The organism is Nocardiopsis trehalosi NBRC 14201 (genome assembly GCF_001552555.1).
Classification (GTDB): Bacteria; Actinomycetota; Actinomycetes; order Streptosporangiales; family Streptosporangiaceae; genus Nocardiopsis_B; species Nocardiopsis_B trehalosi.
Genome location: NZ_BCRK01000004.1, coordinates 17,821 through 37,336, shown reverse-complemented (window position 1 = coordinate 37,336; position 19,516 = coordinate 17,821). Strand labels below are relative to the sequence as shown.

Annotated in this window: 17 protein-coding genes; 7 read left to right on the top strand and 10 right to left on the bottom strand. The window is 76.0% G+C overall.

The window, feature by feature from the left end; all coding sequences use genetic code 11:
* Positions 1-29: 29 nt before the first annotated feature.
* A complete protein-coding gene (locus tag NT8_RS01520; protein ID WP_067963240.1) occupies positions 30-1,526 on the bottom strand; it encodes a carboxyl transferase domain-containing protein in 1,497 nt (498 codons plus the stop codon).
* A gap of 107 nt (positions 1,527-1,633) precedes the next feature.
* Entirely contained in the window at positions 1,634-2,980 is a 1,347-nt protein-coding gene (locus NT8_RS01515; RefSeq protein WP_067963238.1) for an SLC13 family permease, read from the bottom strand.
* Positions 2,981-3,979: 999 nt separating this feature from the next.
* Here NT8_RS01515 and NT8_RS01510 point away from each other — a divergent pair.
* Both NT8_RS01510 and NT8_RS01505 read left to right on the top strand, forming a co-directional pair.
* Positions 3,980-5,008 (top strand): RNA polymerase subunit sigma-70, encoded by a 1,029-nt coding sequence (locus NT8_RS01510; protein WP_067963234.1) that lies wholly within the window; start codon positions 3,980-3,982, stop codon positions 5,006-5,008.
* A 123-nt stretch (positions 5,009-5,131) separates the two neighbouring features.
* Entirely contained in the window at positions 5,132-5,599 is a 468-nt protein-coding gene (locus tag NT8_RS01505; protein ID WP_174549500.1) for a hypothetical protein, read from the top strand.
* Between the two features lie 58 nt (positions 5,600-5,657).
* On the opposite strand, the gene NT8_RS01500 is transcribed toward NT8_RS01505, so the two are convergent.
* From NT8_RS01500 to NT8_RS01490, 3 genes are all read right to left on the bottom strand, one after another.
* The gene (locus NT8_RS01500) at positions 5,658-7,313 is read right to left on the bottom strand and encodes a RecQ family ATP-dependent DNA helicase (protein ID WP_067963336.1); all 1,656 of its coding nucleotides are present in this window, start codon (positions 7,311-7,313) and stop codon (positions 5,658-5,660) included.
* Positions 7,314-7,399: 86 nt separating this feature from the next.
* Positions 7,400-7,771, bottom strand: a complete 372-nt coding sequence (locus tag NT8_RS01495; RefSeq protein WP_067963231.1) for a hypothetical protein — start codon at positions 7,769-7,771, stop codon at positions 7,400-7,402.
* A 645-nt stretch (positions 7,772-8,416) separates the two neighbouring features.
* Positions 8,417-8,917 (bottom strand): GyrI-like domain-containing protein, encoded by a 501-nt coding sequence (locus tag NT8_RS01490; protein WP_067963228.1) that lies wholly within the window; start codon positions 8,915-8,917, stop codon positions 8,417-8,419.
* A gap of 190 nt (positions 8,918-9,107) precedes the next feature.
* On the opposite strand from NT8_RS01490, the gene NT8_RS01485 reads away from it, so the two are divergent.
* From NT8_RS01485 to NT8_RS01475, 3 genes are all read left to right on the top strand, one after another.
* Positions 9,108-9,677, top strand: a complete 570-nt coding sequence (locus NT8_RS01485; protein WP_067963224.1) for a GNAT family N-acetyltransferase — start codon at positions 9,108-9,110, stop codon at positions 9,675-9,677.
* Positions 9,678-9,959: 282 nt separating this feature from the next.
* On the top strand, positions 9,960-10,658 hold the full coding sequence (locus NT8_RS01480) for a FadR/GntR family transcriptional regulator (RefSeq protein WP_067963222.1): 699 nt from the start codon (positions 9,960-9,962) through the stop codon (positions 10,656-10,658).
* A 430-nt stretch (positions 10,659-11,088) separates the two neighbouring features.
* Positions 11,089-11,706 carry a sulfotransferase family protein gene (locus NT8_RS01475; RefSeq protein ID WP_067963220.1) on the top strand — a complete coding sequence of 206 codons (618 nt, stop codon included), beginning with the start codon at positions 11,089-11,091 and terminating at the stop codon, positions 11,704-11,706.
* 108 nt (positions 11,707-11,814) lie between these two features.
* Here NT8_RS01475 and NT8_RS01470 read toward each other — a convergent pair whose 3' ends face one another.
* From NT8_RS01470 to amaB, 5 genes are all read right to left on the bottom strand, one after another.
* Complete coding sequence (locus tag NT8_RS01470; protein WP_067963217.1) at positions 11,815-13,878, bottom strand: xanthine dehydrogenase family protein molybdopterin-binding subunit; 2,064 nt, start codon at positions 13,876-13,878, stop codon at positions 11,815-11,817.
* On the bottom strand, positions 13,875-14,867 hold the full coding sequence (locus NT8_RS01465; RefSeq protein ID WP_067963214.1) for an FAD binding domain-containing protein: 993 nt from the start codon (positions 14,865-14,867) through the stop codon (positions 13,875-13,877). The genes NT8_RS01470 and NT8_RS01465 overlap by 4 nt, the downstream gene beginning before the upstream one ends.
* On the bottom strand, positions 14,864-15,367 hold the full coding sequence (locus NT8_RS01460; protein ID WP_067963211.1) for a 2Fe-2S iron-sulfur cluster-binding protein: 504 nt from the start codon (positions 15,365-15,367) through the stop codon (positions 14,864-14,866). The genes NT8_RS01465 and NT8_RS01460 overlap by 4 nt, the downstream gene beginning before the upstream one ends.
* Before the next feature lie 107 nt (positions 15,368-15,474).
* On the bottom strand, positions 15,475-15,930 hold the full coding sequence (locus NT8_RS01455; protein WP_067963208.1) for a hypothetical protein: 456 nt from the start codon (positions 15,928-15,930) through the stop codon (positions 15,475-15,477).
* A 170-nt stretch (positions 15,931-16,100) separates the two neighbouring features.
* Entirely contained in the window at positions 16,101-17,636 is a 1,536-nt protein-coding gene (gene amaB / locus NT8_RS01450) for an L-piperidine-6-carboxylate dehydrogenase (RefSeq protein ID WP_067963206.1), read from the bottom strand.
* Between the two features lie 173 nt (positions 17,637-17,809).
* Between amaB and NT8_RS01445 the strand changes: the two genes are divergently transcribed.
* The gene (locus NT8_RS01445) at positions 17,810-18,964 is read left to right on the top strand and encodes a pyroglutamyl peptidase (protein WP_067963203.1); all 1,155 of its coding nucleotides are present in this window, start codon (positions 17,810-17,812) and stop codon (positions 18,962-18,964) included.
* 122 nt (positions 18,965-19,086) lie between these two features.
* Positions 19,087-19,374, top strand: a complete 288-nt coding sequence (locus NT8_RS01440; protein ID WP_157515435.1) for a hypothetical protein — start codon at positions 19,087-19,089, stop codon at positions 19,372-19,374.
* Positions 19,375-19,516 lie beyond the last annotated feature (142 nt).

Sequence of the window (19,516 nt, the reverse complement as noted above, 5' to 3'; positions counted from 1 at the left end):
CGCGGCCGGGTGCCCGGGATCGGGCGGGGTCACCGCGGCAGGCCGAGCCGCCGGTAGCGGTCGTAGCGGCGCGCCATGCGCGCGTCCGGGTCGGCGCGGAGCAGGGCGCCGAGTTCGTGGCGGAGCACCGCGCCCATGCGGGCGCAGAACGCCTCGGGCTCGTCGGCGGCGTCGCCGTGCTCGGCGACGATGCGGTCCACGATCCCGTTGCGGCGCAGCTCCACCGACCGCACGCCCTGGCGTTCGGCGAGTTCGGCGGCCCGGTCGACGGTGCGGTGGACGATGGCGCTGGCGCCCTCGGGCGGCAGCGGCGACAGCCACGCGTGCTGGGCGCAGACGACCCGGTCGGCGGGGGCGAGCGCGAGGGCGCCGCCGCCCGTCCCCTGGCCGAGGAGGACGGCGAGGGTGGGCGCCTCCAGGGTGACGAGTTCGGTCAGGCAGCGGGCGATCTGCCCGGCCATGCCCCGCTCCTCGGCGTCCTTGGACAGCGCCGCGCCGGGGGTGTCGATGACGGTGACCAGCGGCAGCCGCAGGTCGCGGGCCAGCCGCATGCCGCGCCGGGCCTCGCGCAGGGCGGCGGGGCCGAGCGGGTGCTCGGTGGTCTGGCCGGTGCGGTCCTGGCCGAGCAGGACGCAGGGGGCGCCGCCGAAGCGCGCCAGCGCGAGCAGCAGGCCGGGGTCGGCCTCGCCCTCGCCGGTGCCGTTCAGGGGGACGACGTCGGTGGCGGCGAGGCGGAGCAGGCGGCGCACGCCCGGCCGGTCGGGGCGGCGCGAGCGGGTGATGGACTCCCACGCCGGGATCTCGGGGATGTCCTCCTCGCCGGGGTCGGGGGCGTCGGGGACGCCCTCGGTGCGGGCGAGCAGGACGTTGAGGGCGCGGTCGGCGATGGCGGGCAGGTGCTCGGGTGCCAGGACGGCGTCGACCAGGCCGTTGCGGCGCAGGTTCTCGGCGGTCTGCACGCCCTCGGGGAACGGCCGGTCGTAGAGGGCCTCGTAGACGCGGGGGCCGAGGAAGCCGATGAGGGCGCCGGGTTCGGCGACGGTGACGTGGCCCTGGGAGCCCCAGGAGGCCAGGACGCCGCCGGTGGTGGGGTGGCGCAGGTAGACGAGGTAGGGCAGGCCGGCGGACTTGTGCCGGGCGATGGCGGCGGAGATCTTCACCATCGCGAGGAAGGCGGTGGTGCCCTCCTGCATGCGGGTGCCGCCGGAGGCGGGGGCGGCGAGCAGGGGCAGCCCTTCGGCGGTGGCGCGCTCGACGGCGGTGACGAGCCGCTCGGCGGCGGCCACCCCGATCGAGCCGGCGAGGAAGGTGAACTCGCAGGCGACGACGGCGACGCGGCGGCCGCGCAGCAGGCCCTCGCCGGTGATGACGGCCTCGTCGCAGCCGCTGCGCTCGCGGGCGGCGGCGAGGTCGGCGGCGTAGGCGGGATCGGGGCGCACGTCCACGGGTGCGGTGTCCCAGGAGCGGAAGGTGCCCGCGTCGAGCGCGCCCTCCAGCAGCCGGTGCGCGGTGTAGCGGTCGGCCATCGAGATCCCCCTACGTGGATTAGTGGACTAGCCAATTCTAGCCAAGGGGAGGGGCCGCCGGATCGGCGGCCCCTCGGTCGGGCGGTGCGCGGCCGGGCCGCGCCCGGTCACGTCCAGCCCGGCAGCACCATCACGGCCCAGGCGATGAGCGGGCCGACCGCCACCACGATCCCGCCGTAGACGAGGATCTGGCGGTAGAAGCGGTCGGGGTCGATCCCCTTGGCGTTGGCCAGGACCAGCGCGCCGTTGGTGGAGAACGGGCTGACGTCGACGATGGTCGAGGAGACCGCGAGCGCCGCGATCATGCCCACCGCGCCGATCTCGCCCTGGAGCAGGAACGGGACGGCCAGCGGGATGGTGACGCCGAGGATCGCGGTGGAGGAGGCGAAGGCGGAGACGACGCCGCCGATGTAGCAGAGCAGGACCGCGACGAGCAGCGGGGCGCCGAGCCCGGCGACGCTGTTGCCCACGTACTCGATGGTGCCGGCCTCCTCCATGACGCCGACGAAGGTGAGGACGCCGGTCAGCAGCAGCACCGTGGACCAGGAGATCTTGCTGACCGCGTTCTTCTGCGACTTGGGGAACAGGACGGCGAGGACCACGGCGACGCCGAGGGAGACGAAGCCGACGTCGAGCTGGAAGCCGAGGCTGAGCACGCCGAGGACGGCCAGGCCGAGGAGGGTGGCGATCTGCTCGACGCGGGCGCCGCGCGGGGCCTCCTCGGGGGCGGCTTCGGCGGGGGCAGCGTCGGCGGAGGCGCCGTCGGCGGGGGTGGTGTCGCCGGGGGTGGCGTCGGTGCCGTCGGCGGGGCCGCCCGCGGGGACCGTGGCGTAGCTGCGGATGTGCACGCCGACGAGCCGGTGGCCGCCCAGGGCGAAGAACAGCACGAGCGCGATGCCGGTGTTGAACAGCAGGCTGGCCAGGAAGAGCGCGAGGGGACTGGCGGCGAGGTCGGTGCCCGCGACGATGCCGTTGACGGTCGCGCCGTAGACGCTGATGGGCGAGAACCCGCCGGCCTGGGCGCCGTGGACGACCATCATGCCCATGAGCAGGGGGTTGATGCGGTACTTCGCGGCGAAGCCGAGGGCGATCGGGGCGATGATCGCGACCGCCGCCGGGCCGAGGGCGCCCATCGCGGTCAGCACGCCGGTGACGGCGAACATCACCCAGGGGATGGCCGCCACCCATCCGCCGACCAGCCGGACCGCGCCGCGGACCAGCAGGTCGACGGTCCCGTTGTTCTGCGCGATGGCGAAGAGGTAGGTGATGCCGACCAGGATGAGGAAGAGGTCCCCGGGGAAGCCGGCCAGGATCGTGTCCGTGTCCATGCCGAGGGTGAGGGTGCCCACGAGGAAGGCCGCGAGGAACGCGAGCGCACCCATGTTCACGGGCAGCAGCGTGGCGATGACGAACATGGCCACGAGCACGAGGATCGTTATGAGTTCTGGAGGCATGGCAGGCAGGTCCCAGCGGTCATCAATGGGGATAGAAAGGACATCCGTTGTGAAGCAGCTCATACGGAACAGTGGCCTAGCCAATATGCCAGGGCCGGGTTTTGTCAAGCCGGGTACCTGCGACGGAGCCGCGACCGCCCAGGCAGCAGCCCCGCGCACCCCCTCGGCCCCCGCGCCCTGACCCCGCGCTCCACCGCGAACCACCCACCCGGCCCACGGGTCCGCCCGAGCGGCCACCCGCCCCCGCGTCCCGCTCGAACGGGCGGCACAGAGGCCGTCCGGCGCAGCCGCCCCGCCCCCGGACGCCCGCCACCCTCAACGGTGCGCCACCCGCACACCACAATTCGCCCCGCCCCCAGTCCCAGCGCTGGATTCCGCACACCCCCGCCGTCGGCACCACCGACCGGAACGATCGTCGGCCCGGCCGCGCCACCCCACGGGCACGGCCCCCATGGACCCGCCACCGCAGGTCCGGCCGACGCGCGGTGCGCCGCAGCCACGCGTCACCACGCCCCTCGGCCCGGTCCCACCGGGACCCGGGCCGCCGGCCGCGTGAAGGCCATAGCCCGCACCGCACCCGCCCACCCGACCGCCCAGCCGAGGACGCCCGCCACGCACCGGAACGGCGCGTGCGGAGCAGCCGGACACGCGCGGACCTCCGGGGACGACGGCACACCCCCGGGAGCCCGCGGTCCGGATCGGCGGAGCGCACCCCCGTCCGCCGCCCGCGCCACCGGATCACGGTAACCGCTCTCCGCACCCCCGCGCACCTCCCGTCGAGCGCGTCGCCGCAGGTCGCGACGGCGGCACCGGAGCGGGCCACCCGGGCGCCGCTTTCGGGACGAGGCGCCGCGTCCGGCGCGGTCGCAGCGGGTCCGCTCGGTGGTGGCGGGTCCGCGCCTTTCCCCGCTTGGCACCCGGCGGCGGTCCGGTCGGGGGTCGCAACGGGGTACTAGGCTCGGCGGTCGGCGACGGGACGGACGGACGGGTGGTGGCGCGGTGGAGGGCGGAGCGGACGAGGTCGCGGTGGTCCGATCGGGCGGGGCGGCGGAGTTCGCGCACCTGGCCGAGCGCCACCGGCGCGAGCTGCGGGTCCACTGCTACCGCATGATGGGCTCCTACGCCGACGCCGAGGACCTCGTGCAGGAGACGCTCCTGCGCGCCTGGCGCAAGCGCGCCGACTTCGCCGGCCGGTCGACCTTCCGCGCCTGGCTCTACCGCATCGCGACGAACGCCTGCCTGGACGCGCTCGACTCCCCCGCCCGCCGGCGCGAGGTGGTGGCCGCCGCTGACAGCGGGGGCGGCCCGGCCGACCACGCGGCCGCCGAACTCCCGTGGCTGCAGCCCATCCCCGACAGCGCGCTCGACGCCGGGGACGCCGACTCCCCCGAAGGGGTGACCATCGCCCGTGAGACGGTGGAGCTGGCGTTCCTGGCGGCCATCCAGCACCTCCCCGCCAGGCAGCGGGCGGTGCTCATCCTGCGCGACGCCGCCGGGCTGCCCGCCGCCGACACCGCCGCCGCGCTCGACATGAGCGTGGCGTCGGTGAAGAGCGCCCTGCAGCGGGCGCGGGCGACGCTGCGCGATCGGCTGCCCGAACGGCGGTCGGAGTGGGCGCGGTCGGTCCGGCCGTCGGCCGAGGAGCGCGCGCTGCTCGACCGCTACGTCGAGGCGTCGCGCCGGGCCGACCTGCCCGCGCTCACCGCGCTGCTGCGCGCGGACGCCCGCCAGGCCATGCCGCCCGCGCACCTGGTGTTCGACGGGCGGGCGGCGATCCTCGGCATGTGGTCCGCGGCGCTGGCGGACCCCGTGTGGGGCGCGTGGCACTGCGTCCCGCTCACCGCCAACCGGCAGCCCGCGTGCGCCACCTACGCGCGGCGGGCGGGGGCGGAGCTGTTCACGGCGGTCAACGTGGACGTGCTGCGGATCGAGGGCGGGGCGATCGCCGAGATCACCACGTTCGGCCCGGAGGTGCTGCCCGCGTTCGGGCTGCCCCTGGAGGCCGCGCCCGCCGACCTCCTCGTGTGACACGGGTCACTTCCCCGTCGCCGATTCCTCCGCGCCGCCCGCCCGGTCATACGGGTGGGCGGCGCGTCCGGCGCCGCGCGGGGCACCGCGCACACGCGTGCGGTGCGGAGAAAGGGGAGCACCATGCAGCAGGAGACCGCGAACGGCACGGGGTACGGCGCGGAGGCGGGGACGTCCGGACCCGATGAGCGGCTCGCCGCGCTGGACCGGCTCGTCGGCACCTGGCGGGTCAGCGGCGGCGCCGAGGGCACGGTCGTCTACCACTGGATGCCCGGCGGGTTCTTCCTGCTCCAGGACGTCGACCTGGAGCAGGGCGGGACGCGCGTGCGCGGCCTGGAGGTGATCGGCCGCGAGCGCCCGTTCGGCGCGGAGGCGCCGAGCGAGGACATCCGTTCGCGCTTCTACGACGAACTGGGCAACACCTTCGACTACGTCTACGACGTCACGGGCGACACCCTCACCATCTGGGCCGGCGAGCCGGGCTCTCCCGCGTTCTTCCGCGGTGAGTTCGACGCGGCGGGCGACGTCTGCACCGGCGCGTGGACCTACCCCGGCGGCGGCGGGTACGCGTCGGTGATGACCCGCGCCTGAGCGCCGCCCGGTGCGGACGCCGGCCGGGCCGGCGTCCGCGCGGCGCCGCCGCGCGCGGTCAGACCACGGTCAGCAGGTCGTTGTCGCGGACGGCGCCCAGGGCCAGGGTGCGGTATCCGGCGTCGTCGAAGAGGACGGTGAGCCGGTCGGCCTCGCGGTGCACGACCGTGCCCTCGCCCCACTCGGCGTGCCGGACGCGGGCGTGGACCGGCAGGTCGCCGTCCTCGTCCTCCTCCGGGGCCTGCTCGGCTGCGGTGCCGGCCTCGCAGGTGTCGCAGAACCCGCACGGCTCCTCCCGCGCCTCACCGAAGTAGCCGAGGAGGAACCGGCGGCGGCAGGCCCGTGTCTCGGCGTAGTCGCGCAGCACCTCCAGCCGGGTCCGGTCGAACTCGCGGCGCCGCTCGGCGGCCTCGGCCGCCCGCTCGCCCGCCTCCCCCGGGTCGAGGTCGGCGTCGGTGTAGACGAGGCCGCCGTCCTCGCCGGTGGCGACCGCGCCCGCCCGCTCCAGCAGGTCCAGCGCCGCCACAGCGGCGCGGTGCGACAGGCCGGCCTCCTCGGCGACCTCGTCGGCCGTCGCGGGGCGGTCCCGGCCGCGCAGGGCGGTGGCGGCGGCGCGGGCGTCGTCGCCCCCGGTGCCGCCGGAGGTGAGGAAGCGCTGCAGGCCCAGGTCCTCGGTGCGGTGGAACAGGACCGCGTCGGCGCGCTCGCCGTCGCGTCCGCCGCGCCCGATCTGCTGGTAGTAGGAGTCGAGGGAGTCGGGGACCGAGGCGTGCGCGACGAAGCGCACGTCGGGCTTGTCGATGCCCATGCCGAACGCGGAGGTGGCGGCGACCACGTCGGTGCGGCCGCCGAGGAAGTCCTCGTGGACGCGGCGCCGCTCCGCGGCGGGCAGCCCCGCGTGGTAGGCGGCGGCGCGCACGCCCCGTTCGGCGAGGCCGGCGGCGTAGCGTTCGGCGTCGGCGCGGGTGGCGGCGTAGACCAGGCCGGGCGGCCGGGCGGCGGCGGCCCACTCCAGGACGGCGTCCCGCTTGCCGTCGCCGGTGGTGAAGGTCCGCACCTCCAGGTGCAGGTTGGGGCGGTCGAACCCGGTGACGACGCGGACGGGGTCGCGCAGGCCGAGGTGGGCGACGATGTCGTCGCGGACGGGCCCGCCCGCCGTCGCCGTGAGCGCGAGGACGGGCGGGCGGCCCAGGCGGTCGACGGCCGCGCCGATGCGCAGGTAGTCGGGGCGGAAGTCGTGGCCCCACGAGGAGACGCAGTGCGCCTCGTCCACGACGACGAGGCCGGGGGCGGCGTCGCGGGCGCGGTCGAGGACATCGGGACGGGAGAGCTGCTCCGGGGCCAGGAAGAGGTACTCGGCGTCGCCCTCGGTGACGGCCTCCCACGCCCGCTCGTCGGCGCCGCCGCTCTGCGCGGAGTTGACGGCGACGGCGTCGGGGGCGTCGCTCTCGCGCAGGCTGCGGACCTGGTCGCGCTGGAGGGCGATGAGCGGGGAGACCACCAGCGTCGGCCCCTCCAGTTCCAGCGCGGGGACCTGGTAGATCGCGGACTTCCCGGACCCGGTGGGCATGACGACGAGGGTGTCGCGGCCGGCCAGCAGCGCCTCCATCGCGGTGAGCTGCTCGGGGAGGAGGTCGGTGATGCCGAGGGCGTCGGCGGCGCGGCGGCGCAACCGGTCGCGGACGCCCTCGGCGGGTGCGCGGTCAGCCGGCACGACGGCCTCCCCCAGCGGGGCGGGCGGGCCGTCGGCGGTGGTCCGGGGCGGGCCCCGCGCCACCAGCGCGCGGGGCGGGCCCGGCGCTACGGGCGCGCGGGGCGGTCATCGTCGCTCCGGGTGGTCCGCCACGCGGCGAGCCAGCAGGCCTCGGCGGCGGCGTCGAGCAGGTAGGTCGGGGCGATGCGCCCGGCCGGGACGTGCACGAGGTCGATCGCCAGGAGGGACAGGGCGGTGCCCCGGCCGACGCGGCGCGCCACGTCCATCCCGGCGGGTGTGGCGGGGGCGCGGAGCTGCGCCCACCCGTTGAGGACGAGGAGCAGCCCGACCGTCTGCTGCAGCCATCTGTCGTGCTTCGGGCCGAACAGCGCCTCGAAGCTGCGCAGGTGCAGCAGCGGCCAGGCGCCTCCCAGCAGATTGAACAGGCCCTGCGCGCGGGCCAGGACGACCGGGCTCATGTCGTGTCCCCCTCGATCCGGATGCCGCGGGACGGCGACCCGCCCCGCAGCCCTTCCGCTAACCCCACACGCCCCGCCCAATCCGCACCCCGGGTCGGGAGGCCCCGGTGGGCCGCCCGACCCGACCGTCCCGGGCCGTCGTTGGGGCAAACGGACGGCATGGATCTGCGATTCGCGCCTTGATGAAAGGCATTACGCCGATCCCCGATTTCTACATCTTTCGTAGCTTTGGCCTTGAACGAACCACCGAAGACAACTATTGCGGTTGGGACTGCTGATCGCCGCGACCACCTTCTCGACCGCGTACACGATGAAGGAACTCAGGGGCTGGATCGAAATGCTCGGTCACCTGTGAAGTCGAAGCCGTCCCCGCATTGCGGGGACGGCTTCCCACACGAGAATCCGTACTGCGCTCAACGAACACCCCCGCAGCTGCGGGGAACACCTTTCGGAAGATTCTCCTTTAAGAAGCCGCTCAGGGCCATCCCCACATGCGCGGGGAGCGCGCAGCCTCGACTTCGGACCCTCGTGTACTGCGGACATGCTTTCACTGTCGGATGGTGAACGCGAAGCCAGTCCGAAAGGCCCCTTTCGCCCCTGGGCTGTTCAACCGATTGGTCCGGTCGTCGGCCCTAAGCGGCGGGATCAGTCGGAGTCGGCGAGGCGCAGGGAGATCTCGGACTCCCACTTGTTCAGGTCGGGTTCGACCCTCGGGTCGGTGAGCATGGCCTCGGTCCGGCAGCCCCACCGCGTGCCCTCGGGTGTCTCGACGGCGTCCCAGATGATCCCCTGCTCGGCCCCCCACGCGAGGAGGTCGTCGAAGACGCCGAGCAGCTGGTCCGGGTGGCCGTGGTGGTGGACGATGGCGTACCGCCCGGCGGGCAGCTCGGCGCACTCCAGCCGGTCGTCGCCGGGGAAGGCGACGGCCACCGGGACGCCCGCCTCGACCTCGATCGGGCGGTCGGTGGCGAAGGTCCGGTACCGGAAGAACGGCCCGGCGGCGGGGGCGATCCCGCGTTCGGCCAGGATGCCGATCATCTCGGGGATGCGGTCGGCGATCTCGGCGAACCCGTCGAGGGTCACCGTGCGCCGGGTCGACGCGTAGGGGCGGGCCGGGCGGTCCTCGATGCGCGGCGTCTCGGTCATGGCTCCTCGTTCGGGTCGCGGCGGCGGGCAGGGTGCCCGCCCGGCACCATGGTGCCGGGCGGTACCGACGTTTCGCGGGAGGCCGCCCGCGCGCCGCCCCCAAGCCGTCGGCGGCCGGAATCGCGTGGACAGGGGCTACCACCGGGGGCAGGATGGGCGCGGTGACCGTTCGAACGGGGTGGAGGGGCCGATGGCGGAGGTCTTCGTGGAGACCGGGCGGCTGGTGCTGCGCCGGTTCGAGGCGGGCGACGCCGACCTGGTGACCGGGCTCGACTCCGACCCCGAGGTGATGCGCTTCCTCACCGGCGGCCGGCCCACGCCCCGCGAACAGGTGGCCGCCACCGTGCTGCCCCGGATGATCGCCTCCTACGACCGGTACGACGGGTACGGCATCTGGGCCGCCGAGGAGCGGGCGTCGGGGGCGTTCGCGGGCTGGTTCCACCTGCGCCCGCCGAGCGAGGCGCCCGACGGCGCCCTGGAGGTGCTCGAACTTGGCTACCGCCTGCGGCGCGCGGTCTGGGGTCGCGGATACGCGACCGAGGGCTCGCTGGCGCTGGTCGCCACCGCCTTCGCCGATCCCCGGGTCCACCGGGTCATCGCGCGCACGATGGCGGTGAACAGCGCATCGCGGCGGGTGATGGAGAAGGCGGGCCTGCGCTTCGCCCGCTCCTACCACGAGTCGTGGACCGATCCCATCCCCGGCGCCGAGCACGGCGAGGTCGAGTACGCCCTCGACCGCGCGGACCTCCCCACCCCCTGACCGCCCCCGCCACACGGCGACCCGACTCGGGACGGTCGGCGGGCATGCGGAACCGCCCCCTGCGGCGGCGGTGGGCGGGCAACGGCTCCGGGGGGACCCCTACTTCAAGTCAACCCGTTCCCACGACGATCGCGCCACCGGAACCGCGCCCCTGTGGACGGGGCGCCGCTACCTGCGGGGCCGTGACAACGGCGGTGGGCGGGGCCACCGACGGCGGGAGGGCGGCCCGGCGTAGGGCTAGTCTGTGGGCACGACCTCGCACCCGCGAAGGAGTCCAGCCGCGTGCCAACCCAGCCCCGACCGCGCCCCCTCGTCCGGCCGCGCCTGTACGAGCAGTTGGTGGAACGCCTGTGCGAGTACATGCGCGACGCCGGCCTCAAGCCCGGCGACCGCCTGCCCCCCGAACGCGAACTCGCCGCCTCGCTCCAGGTGAGCCGGGTGTCGGTGAGCCAGGCGCTGGTGGCGCTGGAGGTCCAGGGCATCATCGAGGTGCGACACGGTGACGGCGCGATCGTGCGCCGCACCGTCACTGAGGACCGGGTGCTGGCGCTGCTGCGCGACCGCGACAACCGCCGGGCCGAGATCATCGAGGCCCGCCAGGCGCTGGAGGTCAAGCTCGCCGAACTGGCCGCCGAGCGCCGCACCGACACCGATCTCGCGGCGATCGACACCGCCCTCGCGCTGATGCGCGACGAGGTCGCCCGGGGCGAGCGCGGCGTGTCCGGCGACGAGCGGTTCCACGCGGCGATCACCCACGCGGCGCGGTCGCGCCTGCTGGAGCGCATGATGGCCGAGATCTCGTCCATGATCATGGAGACCCGCGTCGAGTCGCTGTCGCAGCCCGAACGGCCGCCGGCGTCGCTGGCCGGGCACGAGCGCATCGCGGCGGCCATCCGCGACGGCGATCCGCAGCGCGCGGCCGAGGCGATGCGCGCCCACCTGGCCCTGGTCTCCGACGTGCCCGCCGTCCCCGGCGCCTGACCCCGCCCCTGGCCCTGGCCGGCCCTCCGCTGCGCCCCGGTCCGGCCGTGACACCCCGCCGGACGCCCCGGGGCGCAGCGCCCCGCCTGGCATTCCGACTCCGAACCCACCCCCACCCCTAGCCGGCGCCACCGCGCCGGCGGCCTGGGGCGCGCCCCGGTGCGTCCTCAGGCCGGGCGCTGCGGTTCCGGACCCCCCACCCCCGGCCGCGCGCCCGCGCCGGGGCCCGTGGTTCCGGCGGCTCCCCCAGTTGCGGTCGCGGGTGGGGCGGGTCGAGGGCGGGCCGGTTCGGCCGGGACGCCCGTCGGCGGGGCGGTGTGGCCGGGGGACGCGTCCAGCCGGCCGGTCCGAAACCCCCACCAGTGATATCACTCTGTGCGACGGGGAATCACCTTCGGTGATCGATCGCTGTGATTGGAGGCGACCACCCATGAAGGTCATCGGCGCCGGCTTCGGCCGGACCGGGACACTCTCCCTCAAGACGGCGCTGGAGCGGTTGGACCTGGGCCCCTGCCACCACATGGTCGAGGTCCTCGGCCGCCCCGACGACGCCGACCTGTGGCACGACGCGCTCGACGGCCGCCCCGACTGGCCCGCCCTGCTCACCGGCTACCAGGCCGCCGTCGACTGGCCCTCCGTGTGCTTCTGGCGCGAGCTGTGCGACCTGCACCGCGACGCCAAGGTGGTCCTCACCGTCCGCGACCCCGACCGCTGGTACGACAGCGTCCGCAACACCTTCCTCACCGTCGCCCCCGACCTGCTGGCGTCGGCCCCGCCGTCGGTGCGGCGGCTGACGCGGCGGGTGCTGGAGCGCGAGTTCGACGGGCTGCCGGAGGACCGCGCGGCCGCGATCGCCCGGTTCGAGCGCCACAACGCCGAGGTCCGCGCCGCCATCGACCCCGGCCGCCTGCTCATCTTCGAACCCGCCCAGGGCTGGCGCCCGCTCTGCGCCTTCCTCGGCGCCCCCGTCCCCGACGAACCCTTCCCGCACCTCAACGACACCGCGTCGTTCCCGAGGTCGGTCGCCGAGCACCTGGCCGGCGGCTGACCGGCGGAGCGCCCCCGTGACCGGCGGGCCGGCACCGGCCCACCCGCGACGCGCGCGGGGCCGCCGCCCGCGTGCGCGGGCGGCGGCCCCGGACCGGCCGGCCCCCGGTCAGCGCACGAACGCGTCGGTCGTCAGCGGCAGGTCGCGCACCCGCACCCCGGTGGCGTGGTGGGCGGCGTTGGCGATGGCGGCCGCGGCGCCCACGATCCCGATCTCCCCGATGCCCTTGGTCCCCATCGGGTTGACGTGCGGGTCCTCCTCCTCGATCCAGACCGCCTCCATGTCCCCGATGTCGGCGTTGGCGGCGACGTGGTACTCGGCGAGGTCGTGGTTGACGACGTGCCCGAACCGGGGGTCGCGCACCCCGTGCTCGTGCAGCGCCATGGACACCCCCATCACCATGCCGCCGAGCAGCTGCGACCGGGCGGTCCGGGCGTTGACGATCCGGCCGACGGCGAACACCCCGACCATGCGCTGCACCCGCACCTCGCCGGTGCCCGCGTGCACGCGCACCTCGGCGAACTGGGCGCCGTAGGCCGACATCGCGTAGTGCTCCTTGGCGGTGTTCTCGCGCATCTCGCCGCGCGCCTCGTCGCCCTCGCGGGGGTGCACGCCGTGCTGGTCGCGGAAGGCGCGGGCGGCCTCGACCACGGCCGTGCCCCAGTTGGTGGTGCCCGAGGACCCGCCCGCGACGGTGGCCCGGGGCAGGGCCGAGTCGCCGATCCGCAGGTCGATCCGGTCCATGGGCACGCGCAGCGCGTCGGCGGCGATCTGGGTGAGCGCGGTCCACGCGCCCGTGCCGATGTCGGCGGCGCCGATCGACACCTGGTAGCGCCCGTCGGCGCCGTAGCGCACGACGGCGGCCGACCCGGGGTCGCTGATGACGGGGTAGCAGGAGCCGGCGACGCCGGTCCCCACGAGCCAGTCGCCGTCGCGGCGGACGCCGGGGGCGGGGTCGCGCCCCTCCCAGCCGAACCGGCGGGCGCCCTCGCGCAGGCAGGCCACGAGGTTGCGGGTGGAGAACGGCTTGCCGCTGTCGGGGTCGGTGCGGGTGTCGTTGCGGACGCGGAACTCGACGGGGTCCAGGCCGCAGGCGATGGCCGCCTCGTCCATGGCGGACTCCAGGGCGAACATGCCCGGGCACTCCCCCGGCGCGCGCATCCACGAGGTGACCGGGACGTCGAGGGTGGCCATGCGCTGGCGGTACCGGCGGTTGGGGGCGGCGTACATGCCCCGGGTGGGTTTGGTGCAGCCTTCGACGAACTCCTTGATGCGGGCGCTCTGCTCGACCACGTCGTGCTCGACGGCGGTCAGCCGGCCGTCGGCGTCGGCGGCCAGCCGCACCCGCTGCACGGTGGGGGTGCGGTAGCCGGCCACCCGGAACATGTCCTGGCGGGTGAGGGCGAACTTCACCGGCCGGCCGGGCAGGGCGCGGGCGGCCAGCCCGGCGAGGACGACGTTGGCGTGCACGGTGCCCTTGGACCCGAAGCCGCCGCCCACGTAGCGGGCGATCACCCGCACCCGTTCGGGGTCGAGGCCGAACACCTCCGCGAGGACCGGCCGCACCGTGTGCACGCCCTGGGTGGACTCGTAGACGGTGAGCCCGCCGTCGTCCCACACGGCGACGCTGGTGTGCGGCTCCATGGGGTTGTTGAACTCGGGCGGGGTGGTGTAGGTGGCGTCGTGGACGACGGCGGCGGCGGCGATCGCGGCGTCGACGTCGCCGTGCTCCTCGGGCTCCTGCGCGGCGTAGAGGTCGTCGCGGTCGGCGGAGAGGACCACGTCGTGCGGTTCCCCGGCGTACTCGACGGCGACCAGGGCGGCGGCCCGCCGGGCGGCCTCGGGGGTCTCGGCGACGACGGCGGCGACGAACTGGCCGTGGAACGCCACCGCGTCGTCCTGGAGGACCGCGAGTTCGGTGTCGTCGGTGGAGGCCAGGCGGGGGGCGTTGCGGTGGGTGAGGACGGCCAGGACGCCGTCGGCGGCCTCGGCGGCGGCGGTGTCGAGCCCGGTGACGCGGCCGCGCGCGACCGCCGACCGCACCGGGTGCAGGTAGGCGGGGTTCTCGACGGGCTGGTCGAAGGCGTAGGCGGCGGCGCCGGTGACCTTGGCGCGCCCGTCGACGCGTTCGACGTCGGCGCCGATGGAGCGGGTGTGCAGCAGGCCGATCACGAGTCCCCTCCCCGGGCCAGGTCGCGCAGGACGGCGGTGATGGTGTTGCGGGCGGTGGGCACCTTGAACGCGTTGTCGCGCAGAGTGCGGGCGGCCGCGAGTTCGATGCCGGCGGCCCGCTCGAACTCCTCGGCGGTGGCGGGGGCGCCGATGAGGGCCTCCTCGGCGCGGGTGGCCCGCCACGGCTTGTGGGCGACCCCGCCCAGGGCGATCCGCACGTCGCGCACCCGGCCGTCGGCGACGCGCAGCACCGCGGCGACCGACACGAGGGCGAACGCGAACGACGCCCGGTCGCGCACCTTGCGGTAGGCGGAGCGGGCGCCGGGGACGGGTTCGGGCAGTTCCACGGCGGTGATCAGCTCGCCGTGGCGCAGGACCGTGTCCCGCTCGGGCGCGTCGCCCGGCAGCCGGTGCAGGTCGGTCAGCGGGATCCACCGCTCGCCGTCGGGGCCGACGGCGACGACGACGGCGTCGAGCGCGGCCAGCGCCACCGCCATGTCGGAGGGGTGGACGGCCACGCAGGACTCGGAGGCGCCGAGGACGGCGTGGTAGCGGGTGTAGCCGTCGCGGGCGGAGCAGCCGGTCCCGGGTTCGCGCTTGTTGCAGGGGGTGTCGGGGTCCTGGAAGTAGACGCAGCGGGTGCGCTGGAGCAGGTTGCCGCCGGTGGTGGCGAGGTTGCGGAGCTGGCCGGAGGCGCCCGACAGCAGCGCCTGGGACAGCACCGGGTAGTGGGCGCGGACCACCGGGTCGGCGGCGAGGTCGCTGTTGCGGACGGTGGCGCCGATGCGCAGCCCGCCGCCGGGCAGCTCCTGCACCCGGTCGAGGGGCAGCCGGGTGACGTCGACCAGCAGGTCGGGCGAGGCGACGCCGAGCTTCATCCGGTCGACGAGGTTGGTGCCGCCGCCGAGGAAGGCCGCGCCGGGGTCGGCGGCGACGGCGGCGACGGCCGTGCCGACGTCGGTGGCGCGCCGGTAGTCGAAGGTCTTCACCGGGCCGCCTCCCGGATGGCGGCGACGATGCCGGCGTAGGCGCCGCAGCGGCACAGGTTGCCGCTCATGCGCTCGCGGATCTCGTCGTCGTCGGCGTCGACGGGGCCGGTGAGGTCGGCGGTGGCGTGGCTGGGCCAGCCCTTCTTCAGCTCGTCGAGCATGCCCACGGCCGAGCAGATCTGGCCGGGGGTGCAGAACCCGCACTGGTAGCCGTCGTGGTCGAGGAACGCCTGCTGCACGGGGTGGAGGCGGTCGCCGTCGGCGAGCCCGGCGGCGGTGGTGACCTCGTCGTCCTCGTGGGCCACGGCGAACGTCAGGCAGCTGGTGGCGCGGCGGCCGTTGACGAGCACCGTGCACGAGCCGCACTGGCCGTGGTCGCACCCCTTCTTCGGCGCGGTCACCCCGAGGCGTTCGCGCAGCGCGTCCAGCAGCGTCGTTCGGGTGTCCACGCGCAGTGGGCGGTCCTCGCCGTCCACCCGCAGCGTGATGTCGACCTCCATCGCGGTTACTCCCCCGGGTGCCGAAGTCGTGGTCGCGCCTCCACTGACCGGCGTCCGGCGCGCTAAACCCGGTGCGGGGCGCGGGACGCGGGTGTCCGGGGGGGTGTCTAGGGGGCGGCGAGGGCGCGGGCCGCCGCGGCGCGCACGCGCTCGCGCAGCCGGGCGACCTGGCCGGCCGTCTCGGCGTGGCAGCGGGTGACCAGGGCGGCCAGGCCGTCGTCGCGGGTGGCGTGCGCGGCCTGGTCGGCGACGGTCCAGCAGATCGCGCAGTCCGCCGCCATGAGGTACAGCTCCAGCACGTCGCGGAGCAGGCCCAGGCCGCCGGTCCGGGGGCCGCCGAACGGGGCGGGGCCGGTGTGCTCGACCTCCTCGGCCGCCGCCGGGTCGGCGTGGCGGGCGTAGGCGTCGAGGCTGCGGACGTGGTCGTCGCACTCGCGGGCGGCCCGCGCGCACAGGTGGGCGAGGTCGGGGTCGCCCGGGTGCGCCCGCCCGGCCCGCACCAGGGCCGCCCCCAGCCCGAGTTCGGCGCGGTGCAGCACGGCCAGGTGCTCCGCCACGTGCATGGTCGCTCCCCCTCCGCCCGGCGGTCGTCTCGGGTGCCGCCGGGCGCGGTGGGGCGCGGCGGCACGGGGGTGCGGCTGCCCCGGCCGCGCCCGGTCATGCGCGCCGCGCGCCGCGAACCGGGCCCACGGGCCGGGGGCGGCGCGCGGGCGGGTGCCCGCGCGCCCCGTTCTCACAGGAAGGTGACGCCCTGCGCCAGGGGGAGTTCACCGGAGTAGTTGACGGTGTTGGTGGCCTGGCGCATGTAGGCGCGCCAGGAGTCGGTGCCGGACTCGCGGCCGCCACCGGTGTCCTTCTCGCCGCCGAAGGCGCCGCCGATCTCGGCGCCGGAGGTGCCGATGTTGACGTTGACGATGCCGGTGTCGGCGCCCTCGGCCGACAGGAACAGCTCGGCCTCGCGCTGGTCGCGGGTGAAGACCGATCCGGCCAGCCCTTGGGGGACCCCGTTGTGCAGTTCCAGGGCCTCCTCGAACGTCCGGTAGGTGAGGACGTAGAGCACGGGCGCGAACGTCTCCTCGCGCACGATGGGGGTCTGGGCGGGCATGCGCACGACGGCCGGTTCGGCGTAGAAGGCGTCGGGCGCCTCCTTCTCCAGGCGGCGGCCGCCGCCGGTGAGGACGGTGCCGCCCTCGGCGGTGGCGCGGTCCAGGGCGGCGCGCATGGCGTCGTGGGCGCGGGCGCTGATCAGCGGACCGACCAGGGTGGCGTCGTCGAAGGGGTCGCCGATGCGCTCGTGCAGCCTGCCGTAGGCGTCGACCACCCGGCCCACCAGGTCGTCGGCGACGTCCTCGTGGACGATGAGGCGCCGCTGGGTGGTGCACCGCTGCCCGGCGGTGCCGGCCGCGCCGAAGACGGTGCCGCGGGTGGCCAGGGCGAGGTCGGCGGAGGGGGTGACGACCGCCCCGTTGTTGCCGCCCAGCTCCAGCAGGCAGCGGCCGAACCGGGCGGCGACCCGTGGCGCGACCTCGCGGCCCATCCGCACCGATCCGGTGGCGCTGACCAGGGCCACCCGGGGGTCGTCGGCGAGGCGTTCGCCCACCGCCCGCTCCCCCAGGACGAGCCGGTGCACGTCGGCGGGCGCCCCGGTGTCGGCGGCCGCCCGCGTGAGCAGGGCGTGGCAGGCCAGGGCGGTGAGCGGGGCGGCCTCCGAGGGCTTCCACACGACGGTGTCGCCGCACACCAGGGCGACGGCGGTGTTCCACGACCACACGGCGACGGGGAAGTTGAACGCGGTGATGACGCCCACCACGCCCAGCGGGTGCCAGGTCTCCATGAGGCGGTGGCCGGGCCGCTCCGAGGGCATGGTGCGGCCGTAGAGCTGGCGGGAGAGGCCGACCGCGAAGTCGCAGATGTCGATCATCTCCTGCACCTCGCCGAGCGCCTCGGAGCGGATCTTGCCCGCCTCGATGGTGACGAGGTCGGCGAGGTCGGCCTTGTGGGTGCGCAGGAGGTCGCCGAGGCGGCGCACGAGGTCGCCGCGCCGGGGGGCGGGCGTGGTGCGCCAGGCGGTGCGGAAGGCGGCGTCGGCGGCGGCCACGGCGCGGTCGACGCCGTCGGGGCCGGTGTCGGGCACCGCGAACAGGTCCTCGCCGGTGACGGGTGTGCGGGCGGGGCGCCCGCCGGCCGCGGCGGGGATCTCGGCGCCGCAGGCGCTCAGGGCGGCGGCGGCGCGGTCGCGCAGCGTACCGGGGACGGGGAGGGTGGGCATGCGGGTCCTCGTCTCTCTCCGTTGAGAGCGGGCGGGTGGGCAGCAGACTCGTTCCCGGTGCCGCGCCCCGCTAACCGCGCCCCCGCCGCGCCCGCGGAACCGGGGAAGCGTCCCCGCCGAACGGTAAACTCCGCTGCGGCCACCGCCCCAGCACACCGACCCTGACTGGACCCATGAACCCCACCACTCCCACCGTCGAGGAGGACCGCGCGTTCCTGGAGGCGCCGCAGGCCCTCCTGCGCGGTTCCGGTTTCGCCGCGGCCGCCCCGCTGTTCGCCGCCGACCTCGCCTCCGCCGCCGACCTCGGCGCGGCCGAACAGGTCGTCACCTCGCACGGGCGGCGGCTGTGGACGGAGGCCGTCCGGCAGAAGGGGGCGGTCGCCGACGACCGGCCCCTGTACTGGGCGCGGCTCACCCTCGCGGCCCGGCTGCGCGCGTGGCGGCCGGACTTCCCGCTGGACGACGCGGGGCGGGCGGCGCTGGCGGCCCGCCTCGAACACGCGTCGCGCGGCCACGACGACCTCGTGTTCCCGCCCGACGAGCGGCTGCTGCGCGTCATCGTGACCGGGTTCGACCCGTTCGGGCTGGACGACGACGTCCGCCGGTCCAACCCGTCCGGCGTCGCCGCCCTGGCCCTGCACGACACCACGTTCGAGGCGGGCGGCCGCACGGCGGTGATCCGCTGCGCGCTGTTCCCGGTGCGCTGGCGCGACTTCACCGGGGGCATGGTCGAACGCGTCCTGCTGCCGCACTACGCGCCGGGGGTCGGCGCGGTCGCCGCCGACGCGGTGTTCACCGTGAGCCAGGGCGGCGGCGGCGGATTCGACCTGGAGGTGTACAACGGCGCCCACCGGGGCGCGCGGGCCGACAACGAGGGCGCCACCGCGCCGGGCCCGGTGCCGCCCGCGCCGGGCGCGCCCGTCCCCGACCCGATGCCGCAGTGGACGGTGTCGTCCCTGCCGTGGCGGGCCGTCGCCGACGGCGCCGACGGGGAGTTCCCCGTGCACGGCAACACCGAGGTGACCGAGGTCCCCGCCGGCGGCGGCGCCCCCGTGGTCCGGCCCGACGGCCCCACGCCGGGGTCGCTGGCGCGCAAGGGCGGGGGCGGCGACTACCTGTCGAACGAGATCGCCTACCGCAACACGCTGCTGCGCGACGCCACCGGCCGCCCGGTGCGCGCCGGCCACGTGCACACCCCGGTGCTCGACCTGGACGACGACGATCCCGGCGTCCTCACCGACGGCGGTTTCGAGGCGGACCGCGCCGCCATCGTCGCGCAGTTGCGGCGGATCGTGGCGGTCGGGGTGGCCGCGCCGGCGTCCGGCTGAGCCGTGCCGGCCGCCCTTCCCGGCCCGCGGGGCGGGCGGTCGGCCACCGTCGGCAGCCGCCCCGCTCCGCTGCGGCGCCACCCGCACTGGTGGGCCGGGGCGCGCGGCACTAGGCTCGGAGTATGCCCGAGGAGAATGTGCACCCCCCGGACTCGGCCGCATCGTTGAGAGCCGAGCAGCGCCAGGCCGACGCCGAACACGCCGCCCTGGTGGCGAAGATCATCCGTGCGCTGCGCCGCCGCGAGTCCGTCGAGATCCCCGCCGCCGTCCACCCGGACAAGATCCGCCGGGCGGCCCGCGCGGCCGGCAACCAGCTCGGCCGCCGGATCTCGGCGCGCCGGAACAGCGACGGCACGGTGGTCATCGCCATCGGCGACAGCCCGTTCCCGGCGAGCCGCCGGACGGGCTGAGGCGCGGTACCCGCCCGCGGCTCCGCCCGGCAGAACGGAGCGCGGGACCATCCCTACGACGCGGGGCGCCCAGCGCCGCCCCGCGCGACCCTCCGCCTCGGACGGCGGCGGGCCCGGGGTGTGCCCTGCCGCCGGTGGCCCG

What these genes read in the sequence shown, in the direction of transcription:
- amaB (WP_067963206.1), bottom strand. Translation starts at nt 17,636, where the DNA reads ATGCCCACCCTCCCCGTCCCCGGTACGCTGCGCGACCGCGCCGCCGCC.
- NT8_RS01440 (WP_157515435.1), top strand. Translation starts at nt 19,087, where the DNA reads ATGCCCGAGGAGAATGTGCACCCCCCGGACTCGGCCGCATCGTTGAGA.
- NT8_RS01485 (WP_067963224.1), top strand. Translation starts at nt 9,108, where the DNA reads ATGGCGGAGGTCTTCGTGGAGACCGGGCGGCTGGTGCTGCGCCGGTTC.
- NT8_RS01445 (WP_067963203.1), top strand. Translation starts at nt 17,810, where the DNA reads ATGAACCCCACCACTCCCACCGTCGAGGAGGACCGCGCGTTCCTGGAG.
- NT8_RS01515 (WP_067963238.1), bottom strand. Translation starts at nt 2,980, where the DNA reads ATGCCTCCAGAACTCATAACGATCCTCGTGCTCGTGGCCATGTTCGTC.
- NT8_RS01455 (WP_067963208.1), bottom strand. Translation starts at nt 15,930, where the DNA reads ATGCACGTGGCGGAGCACCTGGCCGTGCTGCACCGCGCCGAACTCGGG.
- NT8_RS01490 (WP_067963228.1), bottom strand. Translation starts at nt 8,917, where the DNA reads ATGACCGAGACGCCGCGCATCGAGGACCGCCCGGCCCGCCCCTACGCG.
- NT8_RS01520 (WP_067963240.1), bottom strand. Translation starts at nt 1,526, where the DNA reads ATGGCCGACCGCTACACCGCGCACCGGCTGCTGGAGGGCGCGCTCGAC.
- NT8_RS01460 (WP_067963211.1), bottom strand. Translation starts at nt 15,367, where the DNA reads ATGGAGGTCGACATCACGCTGCGGGTGGACGGCGAGGACCGCCCACTG.
- NT8_RS01495 (WP_067963231.1), bottom strand. Translation starts at nt 7,771, where the DNA reads ATGAGCCCGGTCGTCCTGGCCCGCGCGCAGGGCCTGTTCAATCTGCTG.
- NT8_RS01475 (WP_067963220.1), top strand. Translation starts at nt 11,089, where the DNA reads ATGAAGGTCATCGGCGCCGGCTTCGGCCGGACCGGGACACTCTCCCTC.
- NT8_RS01505 (WP_174549500.1), top strand. Translation starts at nt 5,132, where the DNA reads ATGCAGCAGGAGACCGCGAACGGCACGGGGTACGGCGCGGAGGCGGGG.